9 protein-coding genes and 1 pseudogene are annotated in these 14,849 nt (G+C 75.0%); 9 read left to right on the top strand and 1 reads right to left on the bottom strand.

Annotated features, from left to right (window positions below; all coding sequences use genetic code 11):
- Both AB0D10_RS31860 and AB0D10_RS31855 read left to right on the top strand, forming a co-directional pair.
- A pseudogene (locus AB0D10_RS31860) lies at positions 1 to 468 on the top strand (ABC transporter ATP-binding protein); the annotation flags it as partial.
- Positions 465 to 1,310, top strand: coding sequence for an ABC transporter permease (locus tag AB0D10_RS31855; protein ID WP_360262428.1), 846 nt, complete (start codon positions 465 to 467; stop codon positions 1,308 to 1,310). The pseudogene AB0D10_RS31860 and the gene AB0D10_RS31855, both read left to right, overlap by 4 nt.
- Positions 1,311 to 1,446: 136 nt before the next feature.
- Here the strand turns inward: AB0D10_RS31855 and AB0D10_RS31850 are convergent, their stop codons facing one another.
- Positions 1,447 to 2,208, bottom strand: coding sequence for a tyrosine-protein phosphatase (locus AB0D10_RS31850; RefSeq protein ID WP_360262427.1), 762 nt, complete (start codon positions 2,206 to 2,208; stop codon positions 1,447 to 1,449).
- A 223-nt stretch (positions 2,209 to 2,431) separates the two neighbouring features.
- On the opposite strand from AB0D10_RS31850, the gene AB0D10_RS31845 reads away from it, so the two are divergent.
- The 7 genes from AB0D10_RS31845 (at position 2,432) to AB0D10_RS31815 (ending at position 14,629) form a co-directional block, all read left to right on the top strand.
- Positions 2,432 to 3,256 (top strand): GntR family transcriptional regulator, encoded by an 825-nt coding sequence (locus AB0D10_RS31845; RefSeq protein WP_360262426.1) that lies wholly within the window; start codon positions 2,432 to 2,434, stop codon positions 3,254 to 3,256.
- Positions 3,257 to 3,477: 221 nt separating this feature from the next.
- A complete protein-coding gene (locus AB0D10_RS31840) occupies positions 3,478 to 4,593 on the top strand; it encodes a helix-turn-helix domain-containing protein (RefSeq protein ID WP_360262425.1) in 1,116 nt (371 codons plus the stop codon).
- Positions 4,594 to 4,800: 207 nt separating this feature from the next.
- The gene (locus AB0D10_RS31835; protein WP_360262424.1) at positions 4,801 to 5,601 is read left to right on the top strand and encodes a hypothetical protein; all 801 of its coding nucleotides are present in this window, start codon (positions 4,801 to 4,803) and stop codon (positions 5,599 to 5,601) included.
- 108 nt (positions 5,602 to 5,709) lie between these two features.
- Positions 5,710 to 7,740: a flotillin family protein gene (locus tag AB0D10_RS31830; RefSeq protein WP_360262423.1), complete on the top strand. Its 2,031-nt coding sequence runs from the start codon at positions 5,710 to 5,712 to the stop codon at positions 7,738 to 7,740.
- Positions 7,741 to 7,891: 151 nt separating this feature from the next.
- On the top strand, positions 7,892 to 12,634 hold the full coding sequence (locus AB0D10_RS31825; RefSeq protein ID WP_360262422.1) for a DNA repair ATPase: 4,743 nt from the start codon (positions 7,892 to 7,894) through the stop codon (positions 12,632 to 12,634).
- A 172-nt stretch (positions 12,635 to 12,806) separates the two neighbouring features.
- On the top strand, positions 12,807 to 13,661 hold the full coding sequence (locus AB0D10_RS31820; RefSeq protein ID WP_360262421.1) for a methyltransferase domain-containing protein: 855 nt from the start codon (positions 12,807 to 12,809) through the stop codon (positions 13,659 to 13,661).
- Complete coding sequence (locus AB0D10_RS31815) at positions 13,658 to 14,629, top strand: Rieske 2Fe-2S domain-containing protein (RefSeq protein ID WP_360262420.1); 972 nt, start codon at positions 13,658 to 13,660, stop codon at positions 14,627 to 14,629. The genes AB0D10_RS31820 and AB0D10_RS31815 overlap by 4 nt, the downstream gene beginning before the upstream one ends.
- Positions 14,630 to 14,849 lie beyond the last annotated feature (220 nt).

The raw sequence follows: 14,849 nt of genomic DNA, 5'->3' as shown, positions 1-14,849 counted from the left end.
CTGCTGTTCGACGAGCCGCTCAACGGCCTGGACCCGGAGGGCGTCCTGTGGGTGCGCGGACTGTTCCGCCGCCTCGCCGCCGAAGGGCGCACGGTGTTCGTCTCCAGCCACATGATGGCCGAGATGGAACACACCGCCGACCGCTTGGTGGTCATCGGCCGCGGCCGGCTGATCGCCGACGAGAGCCTCGCCGAGTTCTCGGCCCGCAACGCGGCAACCTCGGTGACCGTACGTGCCACCGAACTGCCCCTGCTGGCTAAGGCGTTGCGGGCGCAGGGCGCCGACGTGACCGAGGTGGAACCGCAGCTCGGGATCGTCACCGGCCTGTCCGCCGAGCGGATCGGCGAACTGGCCCGCCAGCACGACGTGGTGCTGACCGAGCTCGCCACCCGGACGTCCTCCCTGGAGTCCGCGTTCATGGCCCTGACCGCCGACAGCGTCGAGTACCCGGCTGGAGAGACCCGATGAGCACCACCGCCACACCCCGCTTCGCCGAGCCGGCACCCCGGTTCACCGACCTGCTCGCCGCCGAGTGGATCAAGCTGCGCTCGCTGCGCTCGACGTACTGGGTGCTGGCCCTGGCCTCACTGGTGGCGATCGCGGTCAACCTCAACGCCGTCCACTCCGACCTGCCGTACCTCGACCACCCGCCCACGCCGATGCCCGGGCATTCGCCGTACACCTACGACCCGCTGTTCCACGGGCTCAGCAGCATCTCCGGCGACCTGATGGCGATCGCGGCCGGCAGCCTCGGCGCGATCACCGTGTTCGGCGAGTACACCACCGGCCTGATCCGCACCACCTTCGCCGCGGTGCCGGACCGGCGCGGGGTGATCGTGGCCAAGGTGGTGCTGATCGGCGGTATCACCACGCTCGCCGGGGCGGTGGTGTCGGCCGGATCCTTCCTCGCCACCAACGCGATGCTCGCCTCCCGGCACGTCGGGCTCTCCCTCACCGACCAGGGCTGCCTGCGGGCCGTCCTCGGCTACGCGGCGATCGTGCCGGCCTGCGCGCTGATCGGCATGGCGCTGGGCGCGCTGCTGCGGCACGCCACCGCGTCGATCGTCTCGCTGGTGATGCTGATGTTCATCCTGCCGATGATGTTCGGCGGCGACCGCTACCGGTGGCTGAAGGAGATCGGTACCCACCTGCCGCTGGCCACCGTGCAGCGGCTCACGATCAGGCCCGGCTCCTCGGTGACGATGGGAAAGTACGCACCGAGCGTGCTGGACTCCTGGATCACCATGGGGGTGTGGGCGGTCGCCGCGGTGGCGGTCACGGTGGTCGTGGTGCGGCGCCGGGACGTGTGAGGGACCGGTCCGGCGTCGGGGCGAGCGGGCCGCGGACCTGCCCGGCACCCCCCGGCCCGGCACGCTGCCAGGCCGGGCGGGAGCGGCGCGGCGCAGGTGCCCGGGCGCTCCGGGACGGGCGCTCCCTGGCGGGTGCTCAGACCGCGGCCACGCCCGCCTTGGTGCGGAAGGCGGTGAGGGTGGCCGCCGGGACGCCGCAGGTGGGGAGGAAGGAGGCGGCGCCGCCGTGGTGGGAACGGACGCGGTCGAGGAAGACCGCCATCGCCTCGGCCGGGGCCTCCAGCAGGGGCGCCGGGATGGTGAGGTTACGTCCCCGGGAGTCGGTGACCCGCGAGGTGGTGCGGTCGTTGAGGGCGGTGCGGTGGCGTTCGGCGAGGCCCGCGAAGATCTGCGGGAGGGCGTCCGTGGTGCGGGCGTAGTCGGCGACGATGCGGTCGGCGGAGGCGCCGAGCAGGTCGAGGAGGAGGGCGGTCAGCAGACCGGTGCGGTCCTTGCCGGCCGCGCAGTGCAGCAGGACGGCGCCGGGGCGGACGGTGGCCTCGACGGCGGCGGCGACCGCATCGGGCGCGGACTCGGCCAGCAGCACGTAGAAGTCGCCGAGGTCGGCGGCCGTGGCCATGGTGCTCATCCGCGCGGTGAGGGCGTCGGTGGCCGGGTTCACCGGGGCCGCGACGACGCCTATCCCGGCGGCCTCGGCGGCGGCCCAGTCGGCGGGGTCGGTCTCGCGCGGGTCGCGCAGGTCGACGACGGTCCGGATGTCGCAGGCGCGCAGTTGGGCGACGACGGCCTCGTCGGCGGCCGGGAACGGCTGGGCGGAGCGGTACAGCACGCCGGGGCGGACCCACCGGCCCTCGGGGTCACCGAGGGCGGCGGCGTCGCGGAAGTTGACCAGGGACATGCGGGAGGCCTTTCGGTGGAGCCGCGCTCGGGAGGGGCGGATGTCCGGGCGGACATCTAGACGTCTAGATGTCTAACCCCTCCGGGGGTCGCCGGGCAAGCGGCGACCGACGGCGCTCCCTCCATCCCACCCCCGCCCGCGCACCGGGGCGACCCGAACGGGACGGGTGACAGGAGCCGGGACGCAGCGGGCACCGGCCGGTGGGCTTCGTAGGATCGAGCGTGTGGCGACCAACCCCCCGGACACCCCGAACACCCCGAACCCCGCGGACACCCCGAGCACCCCGCTGTACCGCCGCCTGGCCCGTCGGCTCCAGGAGCGCGTCGACGCGGGGACGTATCCGGCGGGCACCCGGCTGCCGAGCGAGCCGGAGCTGAGCGCGGAGTTCGGCGTCAACCGGCTGACCGTGCGGCAGGCGGTGGCGGAGCTGGAACGGGCGGCCGTGGTGGAGATCCGCCGGGGCGTGGGCACCTTCGTCCGCCCGCCCGCCGTCCGCGTGTCGATCGCGGTGGACCCGCGCAGCCAGCGCTTCGACCTCGGCAGCGTGCACGCGGCCCTGCCCGACCGCGGCCGGGACGGCGACCCGGGCGGCGAGGGCGACCCGGGCGACGGCGAGTTCGTCGTGGCCGCGCCCGGGGTGACCGGCTCGGCGGAGGACGCGGAGGCGGCCCGCCGGCTCGGCCGCGAGCCCCGGGAGCTGTTCCGGGTGGACTCGGTGATCCGGCTGGGCGGGCGGCCCCGGGCGGCCTGCAGCTACTGGGTGCCGTTCGGCCCGCTGCCCGCCGACCTGGTCCGGCCGGGCCGTCCCGGGAACCTGGTCCTGGACCTGGCACGGGCCGCCGGGGTGGAGCTGGAGTACGACTGGCGGGCCTTCGGCGCGGTCGGCGCGGACCTCGCGGACGCCGAGCTGCTGGGCGTCCCGCCGGGCACCGCGCTGCTGGTCCGCGAGGGCGTCAGCTGCACCCCGGACGGCACGCCGACCCTGTACGTGCGGCGGCGGATCGACGGCAGCAGCGCCCGGTTCGTGCTGCACTTCCGGGACCGGTAGCGGCGGGTGGCCACCGTGGCGACCGGTGGCGACCGGGCCCGGTGCGCGGTTCGCGCACGGTTCACCTGCGGTTGACGCCCGGTCCCACGCCCGGTCCCACGCCCGGCCCCACGCCCGGCCCCGCACGGGTTCCAGGGCCGGCGGAACCCGGCCCCCGGCGGACCGTTCCTGCTAGTGTTCAGCGCCGAAATACCAGGTCGTACGGGGGATGGCAGGACACGGTGGCCGAGGGCATCGAGCACGACATACCCACCGAGCTGGCCGAGGCCTACCTCGTCCTGCTCGCCGACGCCTCCCGCACCGGACGGCTGCTGCGGCGCGACGAGCTGGAGGGTCTGCGCAAGCTCGGCGAGCACTGCGCCGAGGCCGGGTACGGGCTGCGCGAGGTGGTGGCGCACTGCCTGGCGGCGGCCCGCCGGGCCTGGCAGACACTGCCCGGGACGACCGCCGCGAGCAGCGTCAACGAGCTGCGCCGGATGGGCGACGCCGTCCTCGCCGCCACGGACGCCGCGCTGGCGGCGCTCGGCGAGGGGCACGAGCGCGCACAGCGCCTGGCGGTCCGTCAGGAGGAGGCGGCCCGACGGGAGTTCATCGACGACCTGCTGTTCGGCCGCAGTGACCTCGGCCTGCTCGCCGAACGGGCGGAGCGGTTCGGGCTGCGGCTGGCGAGCGCGTACACGGTGGCGGTCGCGGTGGGCGACGAGCCGTTCGCGGACGTGCATCCGCTGGTGCACCGGGTGGAGCGGGAGCTGGCCGGGCGGTTCGGCGAACGGGACGTCCTGCTGGCCGGCAAGGACGGTCGCCTGGTCTGCATCGCCCCGGACTCCGAGCGGGCCGTGCTGGAGGCCTTCGCCGACCTGTCCCTGCGTCCCGGCCCCGGCCACCGCCCGGTGCTGCGGGTGGCCACCGGCCGTCGGCACTCGGGGCCGAGCGGGGTGCTGCGCAGCTACGAGGAGGCGCTGGACGCGCTGGACTACGCGCACCGCCTCGGCCTGCCGACCGAACGGCTGAAGGCCGAGGACCTGCTGGTCTTCCCGGTGCTGATGCGCGACCGGGCGGCGATGGCGGACCTGGTGCGCAGCGTGCTCGGCCCGCTGACCGAGGCGCGCGGCGGCGCCCGTCCGCTGCTGGACACCATCGCCGTGCAGGCGGAGGCCGCGTACGTGAACGCGGAGGCGGCACGCCGGCTGGGGCTGAGCGTGCGCACGCTGGGCTACCGGCTGGAGCGGATCAAGGCGCTCACGGGGTACGACCCGTCGAACGCGCTGCAGCGCTTCACGCTGGAGACGGCGGCGATGGGCGCGCGGCTGCTGAACTGGCCGGAACAGCCCCTCTAGACCCGCCCCCGCCAAACCCGCGCGGGCCCGCTGCGACAGCCTGGCGGTCGTCCTGTTGCCCGGCTGTTGCAGTGTCACGCGGGTCGCGCGTACCAGGGTGTCAAAGAGCCGTAAAGATTGCCGGATCCTGGCAATGTGCGGCGGGCTCCCCCACTGTCATGATCTCCCCGGCGCCGAAGTGCGGTGCCGTGGGGAAGGCGGGGGAGCGTGGCCGGGACGGGGGGATTCTTCGCGGCCGCGCTGGCCTTTCCGACGGCGCTGTTCAGCTTCGCGCTGGTGGTGGTCGTCGGGTACTGGCTGCTGATGCTGCTCGGCGGACTGGGGTTCGACGCCCTGCACGGGGGACACGGCGTCGGGCACCACCTGGGTGCCGGGCACGTCGGCCATGCCGGGCACGTCGGGCACGTGGGTCACGTCGGGCACGGTGCCGGGGGGCACAGTGCCGGGGGGCACGTGGCGCACGGGACGTCCGGCGGGCACGGCACCGGCGGGCACGGCACCGACGGGGGGGACGGCGGCAAGGGCGCCCAGGTGGGCGCCGGCCACCACGGGGGCGTGCTGGACGCGCTGGGGCTGGGCGGGGTGCCCGTGACGGTGGCGGTGTCGCTGCTGGTCGCGCTCGCCTGGTTCGTCAGCCTGGCCGGCACCGTGCTCACCTCGGGGGCGCCCGCGCGCGGCGGTGTGTTCGCCGTCGCGCTGGTCGCCGCCTGGGCGGGCACCCGGGTGCTCGTCAAGCCGCTGAGGCGGCTCTTCCCGCAGGACCGGCCGACCACGCGGGGGGACTTCGTCGGCCGGGTCTGCGTGATCCGGACCGGCCGGGTGACGGCCGACTTCGGGCAGGCCGAGGTCGCCGCCGAGGACGGGTCCACCGCGACCGTCCAGGTCCGCACGGCCACCCCGGAACCCGGGCTGACGGCCGGGCGGACCGCCCTGATCTTCGACTACGACGCCGAGAGCGAGCACTTCCTGGTGGCGCCCTTCGACCCGTCGCCGCCGGGCCTCGACTGAGGCGCCGCACCGCGCCACTCCACACCGCCCAGGATCCGACGATCCGTCACTTCATTCTGCTCGCTTTCCACTTCGCACCATCTCGTCATCTCGTCAAAGGACTCCGTGATGGACACCATCGCCGTGGGTTTCGGCGTACTCGTCGCCGTCGTGCTGCTCATCGTGCTCGCCATGCTGCTCTTCGTGGGCCGCCTGTTCCAGAAGGTCGAGCAGGGCAAGGCACTCATCGTCTCCCGGACGAAGAAGGTGGACGTCACCTTCACCGGCACGATCGTCCTGCCGATCCTGCACAAGGGCGAGCTGATGGACATCACCGCCAAGACGGTGGAGATCCACCGGGCCGGCCGGGACGGCCTGATCTGCCGCGACAACATCCGCGCGGACATCCGGATCTCCTTCTTCGTCCGGGTGAACAAGACCGTCGAGGACGTCGTCAAGGTCGCGCAGTCGATCGGCACCGGCCGGGCCAGCGACCCGCAGGCGATCCAGGACTTCTTCGCCGCCAAGTTCGCCGAGGCACTCAAGACCGTCGGCAAGCAGCTCGACTTCACCGACCTGTACACCCACCGGCACGAGTTCCGGGACCAGATCATCGCGGTCATCGGCACCGACCTCAACGGCTTCACGCTGGAGGACGCGGCCATCGACCACCTGGAACAGACGCCGATGAGCCAGCTGGACGGCGACAACATCCTGGACGCCCAGGGCATCCGCAAGATCACCGAGCTGACCGCGATCGAGCACGTGCGCACCAACGAGTACCAGCGCACCGAGGAGAAGGAGATCACCCGGCAGAACGTCGACGCCCGGGAGACGGTCCTGGAGCTCGAACGCCGCCAGGCCGACGCCGAGATCCGCCAGCGCCGCGAGATCGAGACCCTGCGCGCCACGGAGGACGCGGTGATCGCCCGGGTGCAGGAGGAGGAGCGGCTCAACGCGCAGACCGCCTTCCTGCGCACCGAGGAGCTGCTCGGTGTCCAGCGGGAGAACCAGGCCCGCGAGGTCGCGGTGGCGCAGAAGAACCGCGAGCGGGTGATCGCGGTGGAGAACGAGCGGATCGAGAAGGACCGCCTGCTGGAGGTCGTCGGCCGCGAGCGGGAGACCGAGCTCGCCACGATCGCCAAGGTGAAGGAGGTCGAGTCCGCCAAACGGGAGGTCGCCGACGTGGTCCGCGAGCGGGTCGCGGTGGACCGCACCGTCGCCGAGCAGGAGGAGGCCGTCAAGACGCTGCGCGCCACCGAGGAGGCCGAGCGCGTCCGCAAGTCCGTCGTCATCCAGGCCGAGGCGGAGGCGCAGGAGAAGCTCGTCAAGGACATCAAGGCCGCCGAGGCCGCCGAACAGGCCGCCGCGCACAAGGCCCGCGAGGCGCTGGTACTGGCCGAGGCCCGGCAGCGAGCCGCCGAGCTGGACGCGACCGCCAAGATCCGGATGGCCGAGGGCGTCCGGGCCGAGGCCGCCGCCGAGGGCCTGGCCCGCGTCCAGGTGCGGGAGCAGGAGGCCGCGGCGGTGGAGAAGGTCGGCCTCGCCGAGGCCGTCGTCCAGGCCGAGAAGGCCAAGGCCGCCGCGCTGGAGGTCGGTGCCAAGCTGAAGGCCGAGGCCGAGGGCCTGACCGAGAAGGCCGCGGCGATGGCCAAGCTGGACGAGGCCTCGCGCGGGCACGAGGAGTACCGGCTGCGGCTGGCCGCCGAGAAGGACGTCCGGCTGGCCGGGCTGGACACCCAGCGGCAGATCGCCGAGGCGCAGGCCGCGCTGGTCGCGGCCGGCCTGGAGAAGGCCAAGATCGACATCGTCGGCGGGGACTCGGTGTTCTTCGACCGGCTGGTGCAGTCGGTCACGGCCGGCAAGAGCGTGGACGCCTTCGTCGGCCACTCGCAGACCGCGCAGGCCCTGGCCGGCCCCTGGCTGGACGGACGGGCCAGCTTCACCGAGGACCTCACCCGGGTGCTGTCGTCGGTCTCCACCGCGGACGTGCAGAACCTGACGGTGTCCGCGCTGCTGATGAAGCTGATCGGCTCGGGTGCCGGCGAGCAGTCCGGGCAGCTGCGCCAACTGCTGGATTCCGCGCGGAAGCTGGGCGTCGCCGAGACCCCGATCGGGTCGCTGGCCGGTGGCCTCGCCCCGGTGAACGGCTCCAAGTAGCGTACGGACCCTGGCGACGCCGCTCCGAGCGGCACCACTGCGGACGGCGTCGCCCCGGGCAGCCCGGCTCGGGGCGACGCCGATCCGGACGGCGTCGCCCCGGGCAACACCACTCCGAGCAACGATCCGCCGAGTACCTGAGGAACTGACCGTGGACGCCCTCGACGCCCGGCTCGACGCCGGCACCTACGAGGTCCTGCGCGACCGGCTCGCCCGGTCCGCCGCCGAACTCGCCGACCGCGCGACCGCGTTGAACGCCCGCCGGGTCGAGGAGTTCGGCGGCGGGGAGCTGCGGCTGACCGGCACCGGGCGGCTCACCACCGCCCGGGCCTGCCTCCCGCAGGACCTCACCGCCGCCGGCGGGCTGCTGCTGCTCGGCACCCGCCCGACCGAAGTCGAGGACAACGCCGGCGACTTCGCCGACGTCCTCGGCCTCCACGGCCCCGACCTCTCCCCCGCCCCCGCCGAGGGCACCCTGCTGGACGACCCGCGGCTGCGCCAGGACCTCGCCGACCTGCGCCGCTACTTCCGCGACGCCCGGCTGGAGCGGCTGCGCCCGGTGGAGGGGCGGCTGCTCGCCGTCTTCCGCACCGGCCCGGCCCCCACCGACGTCCGGGTGCTGCGCTGGCGCCTCGACGACGGCGCCGACGACGCCCGGCCCGCCTACCTGGACGGGCGCGGCGAGCGCGACCACACCCCCGCCGACGGGCAGCAGCTCCCCTGGACGGCGCTGACCCGCGACGACCAGCTGCCGGCCGGCCCCGGCCGGCCGCCCCGCGCCGACCTGGCCGGCGAACTCCACCTCGGCGTCGACGGCGGCCGGTTGACCCTCACCGCCCCGGACGGCCGGGAACTGCACCGCGAACCGCTGGCCGAAGCCCTGCAGACCCTCGCCGACGCGCAGGTCGCCCACGCCCGGCTCGGCACCCTGCTGCTGGTGCGCGTGCGCCCGTACCAGGAGGAGACCGTCCGGCACCTGGTGGTGCACCTGCCGACCGGCACGGTCACCCGGATCGACGCGCTCGGCCAGGCCTGCCTGCGGCTGCCCGCCGACCAGGGCGTGGCCTTTCCCGGCGGCTGCCACCTGGTGGACGGCACCGTGCGCACCTTCGACCAGCCGGTGGACGGCCTGACGTACGAGCGCACCGTCGTCTCGCCCAACGGCGAGGACGTGCTGTACGAGTTCCGCTCCCCCACCGACGGCCGCGCCCTGCTGCAGCCGTACAACAGCGTCCGCCAGGAGGCCGCCGCACCGCTGCCCTGCCAGGGCTACGCGCTGCTCGCCGACGGCACCCTCGTCGCCCTGCGCCCGGCCGAGGACGGACCCACCCGGCTGCACCCCGCACAGCTCTGGCAGACCCCGTTCACCAGCGAACGCTTCGCCGCCCACCAGCCGCCCGGCACCGGGCCGTTGGCCCGGATCGGCAACGCCGACCTGGTCCGCGGCCTGGCCGACTGCCTGGCGCTCGCCCGGCTGGCCGCGGCCGGCACCGACAGCCCGGCCGGCCACCGGGCCGTCCTCGCCGCCTGCACCCGCACCGCCGACCGGCACCACTGGCTCGGCCAGAGCGGCCTCGGCGACCTCGCCGCACCACTCGCCGAGATCCGCGACACCGCCCGGCAGGTCATCGCCGAGTACGAGGCGACCGCCCAGCTCACCGCACACGCCGCCCGCCAGGCCGACGAGGCGGCCGAGCATGTCGAGGGCCTGCTGCGCACCGCCCGCGGCGAGACCTTCGCCGACGCCGCCGAGTGGGTCGACCGGCTCGCCGGACTGCGCCGCGCCCAGGGCCGGGTCGAGGCGCTGCGCGACCTGCCGCGCGCCGACCCGCAGCGGATCGACGCGCTCGCCGCACACCTCGCCGAGGGCCTGGCCGAGGCCGCCGCCCGGGCCGTCGTCCAGCTCGCCGAACCCTCGGCCTTCGAGCCGCACCGGCGGCGGGCCGCCGAACTGGCCGAGCACTGCGCCGCCATCGCGACCGCCACCGAGGCCGAGCCGCTGTCCGAACGGCTCACCGAGCAGAGCGAGGCCCTGCAGACCGTCTCGGAGCTGGTCGGCACCCTCGACCTGGCCGACGCCACCACCCGCACCGCGATCCTGGACCGGCTCGCCGACGTCCTCGGGCTGCTCAACCGGGCCCGGGCCGCGCTCACCGTGCGCCGCCGGGAGCTGCGCACCCGCGAGGCCGCCGCCGAGTTCGCCGCCGAGACCGCCCTGCTCGCCCAGGCCACCACCGCCGCGCTCGCCGCCGCCGACACCCCCGAGGCCTGCGACGACCAGCTCGGCCGGCTCCTGCTGCGGATCGAGCAGCTGGAGACCCGCTTCGCCGACGCCGACCCGGCCCTCGGCGAACAGCTCGCCGACCGGCGCACCGAGATCCACGACGCGCTCACCGGCCGGCGCCAGCACCTGCTGGAGGAACGGGCCCGCCGCGCCGACCGGCTGGCCGCCTCCGCCGCGCGCATCCTCGACACCCTGCACCGGCGTCTGGCCGCCCTGGACACCGCCGCCGAGATCGACGCCGCGCTCGCCGCCGACCCGACCGCCGTCAAACTCCGCGACCTGGCCGGCCAGTTGACCGCGCTCGGCGATCGAGTCCGGGCCGAGGAGCTGACCGGACGGCTGCGCGCCGCCCGGGGCCGCGCCCAGCGCGCCCTGCGCGACCGCGCCGAACTCGCCGGGGACGGCCCCGGCACCCTGCGGCTCGGCCGGCACCTGTTCGCCGTGACCACCCAGCGGCCCGAACTCGCTCTCGTCCTCTGGCGCGGCCGGCCCGCCTTCACCCTCACCGGCACCGACTACCGCTCCCCGGTCACCGACCCGGCCTTCGCCGCCACCGCGCGCTACTGGGACCGGCCGCTCCCCTCCGAGACCCCGCAGCTCTACCGCGCCGAGTACCTCGCCGCGAGCCTGCTGCTGGCCGCCGAACCGGGCACGCTCACCGCCGAAGCGGACCTGCTGGAGTACGTCCGGCGGGCCGCCGAACAGCGGCCGGACGAGGGCTACCAGCGCGGCGTGCACGACCACGACGCGGCCCTACTGCTCCGCGCCCTGCTCGAACTCGGCGCCGAGGCAGGACTGCTGCGCCACCCGGCGGGCGCCAGGGCAGCCGCACAGCTGTACTGGGCGTACGGCGCCGACGAGCGGCAGCGGCTGCTCTGGCACACCCGGGCCCGCTCGCTCGGCCTCGCCCGGCAGGCCTTCGGCGGCGTCCCCGCGCTGGACGCGCTGGCCGCCGAACTCTCCGCCGCCGTCGCGGGTTTCGTCCCGGACGCGGAGGCCGACGGCCCGGCCGGCCCGTACCTGGTCGCCGAACTCGCCGCCGAGACACCCGCGTTCGCCTACTCGGCGGGCGCCGCCACGCTGCTCGACAAGTTCCGCGCCGCCCCCGAGTCGGCCGGCCTCACCGAGGCACTGGCCGCCCTGCCCGACGAGCCCGGGCTGCTGCCCGTACGGCGCCAGCTCGCCGCCGCCTGGCTGGAGGCGGGCGCCGGCGACGCCGACCCGGCCGACCTCGCCGAGGCCACCGCCGTCCTGCTCTGCCCGGCACTGCCGCGCCGTCCCGCCGAGGGCGCGGTGAGCACCCGGCTGACCGGGCTGGTCGGCGACCACCCGCGCCTGACGGGCGGCGCTCTCGACCTCCGACTGGACGAACTGCTCTCCCGAGTACGGGAGTTCGAGGAGGTCGAGGTGCCCGGCCACCGGGCCTACCGGAAGCTGCGCGGAGAACTGCTGGCCGCCGAGCACGCCCGGCTCCGGCTCGACCAGTACCGGCCGGCCCCGCTCAACGGCTTCGTCCGCAACCGGCTGATCGACCAGGTGTACCTGCCGCTGATCGGCGACAACCTCGCCAAGCAGCTCGGCACGGCCGACGCCGGCGGGCCGGTCGACCGCAGCGGCCTGCTGCTCCTGGTCTCCCCGCCCGGCTACGGCAAGACCACCCTGGTCGAGTACCTCGCCGAGCGGCTCGGTCTGCTGCTGGTCTCCGTCAGCGGCCCGGCGCTCGGCCACCGGGTCACCTCGCTGGACCCGGCCGAGGCCCCCGACGCCACCTCCCGGCGCGAGGTCGAGAAGCTCAACTTCGCCCTGCACGCGGGCGACAACGTGCTGCTCTACCTGGACGACGTCCAGCACACCTCGCCCGAGTTCCTGCAGCGCTTCATCCCGCTGTGCGACGCGCAGCGCCGGATCGACGGCGTCCACGACGGCGAGGCCCGCGAGTGGGACCTGCGCGGCAAGCGCTTCGCCGTCGTGATGGCCGCCAACCCGTACACCGAGTCCGGCCGGCTCTTCCGGCTGCCCGACATGCTCGCCAACCGCGCCGACGTGTGGAACCTCGGCGACGCCGTCGCCGGACGCGACGACCTCTTCGCGCTCAGCTTCGTCGAGAACGCCCTGCCCGCCAACCCCCACCTGGCCCCGCTCGCCACCGCCGAGCGCGCCGACCTGGAGGTCCTGCTCGCCCGCGCGGCCGGCGCCCCGGGCGGCACCGGCATGACCCTGGCCGGCGCCTGGCCCGCCGCCGAGGTCGAGCGGATGACCGCCGTCCTGTCCGGGCTGCTCCACCTGCGCACCACCGTCCTGGCCGTCAACCGCGCCTACCTGGACTCCGCCGCCCAGGACGACCGCACCCGCACCGAGCCGCCGTTCCTGCTCCAGGGCTCCTACCGCAACATGGCCAAGCTCGCCCAGCGCCTCGACCCCGCCCTCACCCGGCCCGAGCTGGACGCCCTCCTCGCCGACCACTACCGCGCCGAGGCCCAGCCGCTGGGCGCCGACGCCGAGGCGCAGCTGCTGAAGCTGGCGCAGCTGCGGGGAGCCCTGACGGGGAAGCAGGCGGAGCGCTGGGAGGAGCTGAAGCGCGTCTGGCGGGAGCGGGGCCGGGAGCGCTGACCACCGGGGGCCCGCGCGGGGCGGCGGTCAGCTGATCGGCCGGTCACACGACCACACGACCACAAGACCGAGCGGCCGGTCACACGACCACACGACCACACAACACGTCCCACCGGGGCAACCCCCGTGGCGCCGCCCGGAGCGGGACCGCACCCGCCGCTAGCGTGTCCGCATGGGCGCTCAGCAACTCGATCTGGCCGGGCTGCGCCGGGTGTACGGGCGGTCCGGGAGCCGGTGGTTCTACACCCGCGTCGCACGCAACGCCCGGCACTGGGGATGGACGGAACCCGGGCAGTCCAAGTGGCGGCTGTGGCGGGCGCAGCGGCAGCTGCAGGACGTGCTGGGGCGCAAGCTGGCGCTACCGGTGGGAGCCCGGGTGCTGGACGCCGGGTGCGGGGCCGGGGTGGTGGCGCGGGCGATGGCCGCGCGCTTCGGCCTGGTGGTGACCGGGGTCGACGTCCTGGACTTCCACCTCGCCGAGGCCCGTCGGCTCAGCAACCGCGCCGCGCTGGACGACCGGACCGCCTTCTCCTGGGGCGACTACCACGAACTCCCCTTCCCCGACGACACGTTCGACGGCGCGTACTCGATGGAGACGCTCGTCCACTCCTACGACCCGCCGCGCGCCCTGGCCGAACTCCACCGCGTCCTGCGCCCGGGCGGCAGGCTGGTACTCCTCGGCCCGATGAGCACCGTCCCGCTGGAGGAACTGGAGCCGGACGCCAGGGCGTTGCTCGTCCCCTACCTGGACGCGATGACGATGACGGGCGCCAAGCTCTACCACGCCCGCAACCTGCCCCGACTGCTCGCCGAGGCCGGGTTCGAGGTCGAGGAGGCACTGGACGCGACGCCCTGGTACACGCCCACCTCGGAGGCGGTGTACGCGTACTTCCGGCTGCCGTGGGAGGTCCTGCGTCGCTGCGGCGACCCGGCGAAGTGGCTCAACCTCCGCTCCACGGTGGAGATGTACGGCGTCCGCGAGTACGTCGCCTGGTACGTCCACACCGCCGTCAAGCCGACGGCGTGACCTCCGCCGCGAACGGGCCCGGCGCACCGCTGCCGTACCCGAACGGCTGGTTCTGCGTCGGCCGGGCCCGGAACCTGCCGCCCGGGCGGGTGCGGACGGCCCGGCTGATGGGCGAGGACGTCGTGCTGTACCGGACCCGCGGCGGCGCGGTGCACGCGGTCGGGCCGCACTGCCCGCACCTGGGCGCGCACTTCGGGGCGGGCGGCACGGTCCGGGGCGAGGAACTGGTCTGCCCGTTCCACGGTTTCGCCTTCGGCCCGGACGGCTCGTGCACCGGGGCGCCGGACGGCACCCGACTGCGGGCCTCGCTGACGGTGCGCCGGATCCGGGAACGGGACGGCGCGCTGTTCGTCTGGCGGGGCCCGGACGGCGAGCCGCCGGGGTGGGAGCTGCCGCCGGCGGTCGGGGTGCGTCCGCTCGCCTGGTGGAGCGGGGAGGTGCTCTCACACCCGCAGGAGGTGATGGAGAACGGCGTCGACTTCCGGCACGTGAAGGTGCTGCACGGCCTGGACACCCGGGAGACCGCCCCACCGGACGTGGACGGGCCGCTGTTCACCGTCCACCAGCGCACCACGACCCGCTTCCCGGGGCTGGGGGCGGTCAGCCTGGAGCAGCCGGTGACGCTCGCCGGGCTCGGGATGATGCGACTGGTGGCCGAACTGCCGGATCTGGGCGCGACGCTGCGGGTCTGGGTCCTGGCGACGCCGGTCGCGCCGTGGCGCACCAGGGTGCGGTTCGCGGTCGCCGGCGGCGTGCCGGTGCCGGGGGTCGGGTCGGCGCGGGCGCTCGACCGGACGGCGTCCTGGCTGGCGCTGCGGGCCTCGGTGCGGATCATCAAGCAGGACCGGCCGGTCCTCGCCCACAAGCGGTACCTGGCGCAGCCGCGGCTCGTACCCGGGGAGCGCTCGATCGGGCTGTTCCGCCACTGGGCCCGGCAGTTCTACCCGGACGCGAACCCGGTGGAGTAGGTCACGGTGGAGTAGGTCCCGGTGGAGTAGGTCCCGGTGGGGTGACTCACGGAGGGGTGAGTCCCGGTGGGGTGGCTCACGGTGAGGTAGGTCGCGGTGGGGTGAGTCACGGCCGAGTGCGGCGCCGCAGGGCGCGTCACCTCGGGGTGACGCACGCCGCGGGGCGCGGCCAGGGTCTCCCACACCGGGTCGGGCAGTCCGGGGACGGCCCGACCCTCCG

It is taken from the genome of Kitasatospora sp. NPDC048545 (genome assembly GCF_040651155.1).
Taxonomy (GTDB): Bacteria; Actinomycetota; Actinomycetes; order Streptomycetales; family Streptomycetaceae; genus Kitasatospora.
This window is presented reverse-complemented; position numbering and strand designations above follow the sequence as displayed.

Excerpts from the sequence above, each read along its gene's own strand:
- AB0D10_RS31855 (WP_360262428.1), top strand. The coding sequence starts at position 465 with ATGAGCACCACCGCCACACCCCGCTTCGCCGAGCCGGCACCCCGGTTC.
- AB0D10_RS31850 (WP_360262427.1), bottom strand. The coding sequence starts at position 2,208 with ATGTCCCTGGTCAACTTCCGCGACGCCGCCGCCCTCGGTGACCCCGAG.
- AB0D10_RS31830 (WP_360262423.1), top strand. The coding sequence starts at position 5,710 with ATGGACACCATCGCCGTGGGTTTCGGCGTACTCGTCGCCGTCGTGCTG.
- AB0D10_RS31820 (WP_360262421.1), top strand. The coding sequence starts at position 12,807 with ATGGGCGCTCAGCAACTCGATCTGGCCGGGCTGCGCCGGGTGTACGGG.